Genomic DNA, 2,399 nt, shown 5'->3' with positions numbered 1-2,399 from the left:
GAAGTATTCCGACGGACCGGCCACCGAGCGACCGACGGCCCCGACGACCGGGACCTGGCGCTGTCAGCTCACGGCGCCCAGGGGGCGTCCACCGACCACGTGGTGTCCTCGGTGAAGGAGGCCGCGTTGTCCCAGGCGTTGGTGCCGCCCGGAGTGGCCAGCCACACCTCGGAGTTGATGTGGCGCAGGTAGCTGCCGGGCAGGTTGACGCTCGACAGACGAACCCCGCCCGTCCCCGCGACCGCGCACCAGGTGGCGTCCGCCTTGAAGAGCGCCGAGCCGTCGCTCGCGTCCCGGCGGACCCGGAAGTTCGCGTGCCGGAGGTACTCGCCGGGGTAGTTGCGGGACTCGAAGGAGTAGCAGTTGCTGTTCGCCAGCCCGGCGACGACCTTCCACGTGGCGTCGCTCTTCAGCAACGCGGTGCTGTTGGCGTCGACGACCGCCGTGTACGCGAGAGCCTCCGAGTGGCGCAGGTATTTGTTGGTGTGGCCGGGGGTGGTGACCCGCAGTGACTTGTAGCCGCCGGTGGGCAGCGTCACCGCCGTCGTCCCCGCCTTCGAGGCGGCGATGAGGGCCTGGTTGGCGGCCTTCACCCGGGCGGTGTCCACCTTCACCACCTGGCGGTCGTAGGTGAGGAGGCCGTTGGCCTCGTTCTCCACGTCGGTGATCTCCGTGTACACCGAGGCGGAGAGTCCGGCGGGCAGCTGACCGATCCGGATGCTGTCGATCAGCCCCACGAAGCGGTTGTTGAGGGCGGTCACGCTCGCCTGGTCCTCGTAGCTGAAGCCGCCGCCCGGGTACCACTCGTGGCCGGCGACCTTCCAGCCCAGCCCGCCGAACTCGCCGAGGACGGCCGCCCGCGTCGCGGAGGGCGCGGTGTTGCCGGGGCCGACGTAGTTGTGGTTGTCGACGACGTCACCGTTGCCGCCGTCCACCGCGCCGCAGCAGTTGACTCCGCTCATGTTGTCGACCAGCCGGGACGGGTCGTACGCCTTCACCTCGTTGGCGATCCTGGCCTGGTCGTACTGGCCCCAGCCCTCGTTCTCGTTCACCCACAGCACCAGCGACGGCGAGCTGCGGTGCTGGTCGATGATCGCGTGGTACTCCGCCTCCCACTGCGTCCGTGCCGCGCTGTCCGGCGACTTGCCGGTGTCCATCGCGGGCATGTCCTGCCAGACGAGGAGCCCGAGCTTGTCGGCCCAGTAGAACCAGCGCTGCGGCTCGACCTTGATGTGCTTGCGCACCATGTTGAACCCGAGGTCCTTGTGCGCCTGGAGGTCGGACTTGAGCGCCGCGTCGGTCGGCGCGGTGTAGATGCCGTCCGGCCAGTAGCCCTGGTCCAGCGTGCCGGTCTGGAAGACGAACTTGCCGTTGAGCACCGGCCGCAGGATGTTGTCCACCTTGGCGAGTCCGATGGACCGCATCCCGGTGTAGCCGCCCACCGTGTCGGTGACCGCCGTGCCGTCGAGCAGCTCCGTCTTCACGTCGTACAGGAACGGGTCCTCCGGGGTCCACAGGTGCGTGTTCGGCACGGGCACGGAGACCTCCGCGCCCACCACGCCCGTCGCGGTGCCCACCGTCGTACCGCCGGTGGAGACGGTCACCCGGGCGCTGCGGCCCGAGGCACCCGCCGCCTGCACCTTCACCCGCAGGGTGCTGTCACCCAGGCTCGGGGTCATGTCCAGCCGGGTGACGTGCGCGGTGGCCACCGGCTCCAGCCAGACGGTCTGCCAGATGCCGGACGCGGCGGTGTAGAAGATCCCGCCGCCCGAGTGCGGCGCCACGTCGTTGATCCGCTGCTTGCCGACGGCCTGGCCGCCGGTCTGCGTCGGGTCGTAGACCGACACCACCACGGTGTTCGTCCCGCCGTTCAGCTGCGGGGTGATGTCGTACGAGAACGCGTCGTACCCGCCCTTGTGCGCCCCCACCTGAGTGCCGTTGACCCAGACCGTCGTCTGCCAGTCGGAGGCGCCGAAGTTGAGCTGCACCCGCCGGCCGCTCCAGTTCGACGGAACGGTGAACGTCCGCTTGTACCAGAGCTTGTCGTTCTCGGTGATCTTGCGCTGGATGCCGGAGAGCGCGGACTCCGCCACGAACGGAACCCGGATCTGCTCGGTGAACGACGCCGGCTGACCGGCGTCCTTGCCGGTCACCGCGAAGTCCCAGATGCCGTTGAGGTTCGCCCAGTCCGGACGGGTGAGCTGCGGGCGCGGGTACTCGGGCAACGGCTGGTCGACGGAGACCTGGTTGGTCCACGGCGTCGTCATGGGCGCCGTCTTCGGCGACCAGGCGGTGGCCGCCGCGGCGGCCGGAGCCGTACCGGCCCCGACGAGCGCGCCGGCCATCAGAGCCAGCAGACCGGTGCCTGCGGTCAGCCGTCGCCACCACGCTGTCTCTTA

General features: G+C 69.8%; 1 protein-coding gene. It reads right to left on the bottom strand.

Annotated features, from left to right (window positions below; all coding sequences use genetic code 11):
* Positions 1-68: 68 nt before the first annotated feature.
* Positions 69-2,345 carry an AbfB domain-containing protein gene (locus tag ACFWEP_RS34090; protein ID WP_387376105.1) on the bottom strand — a complete coding sequence of 759 codons (2,277 nt, stop codon included), beginning with the start codon at positions 2,343-2,345 and terminating at the stop codon, positions 69-71.
* Between the last annotated feature and the right edge of the window lie 54 nt (positions 2,346-2,399).

This window comes from Streptomyces sp. NPDC060198, assembly GCF_042728415.1.
GTDB lineage: Bacteria > Actinomycetota > Actinomycetes > Streptomycetales > Streptomycetaceae > Streptomyces.
Note: the sequence above shows the minus strand (reverse complement) of the source record. Positions and strands in the feature narration are given on the sequence as shown.

What these genes read in the sequence shown, in the direction of transcription:
- ACFWEP_RS34090 (WP_387376105.1), bottom strand. Translation starts at nt 2,345, where the DNA reads ATGGCCGGCGCGCTCGTCGGGGCCGGTACGGCTCCGGCCGCCGCGGCG.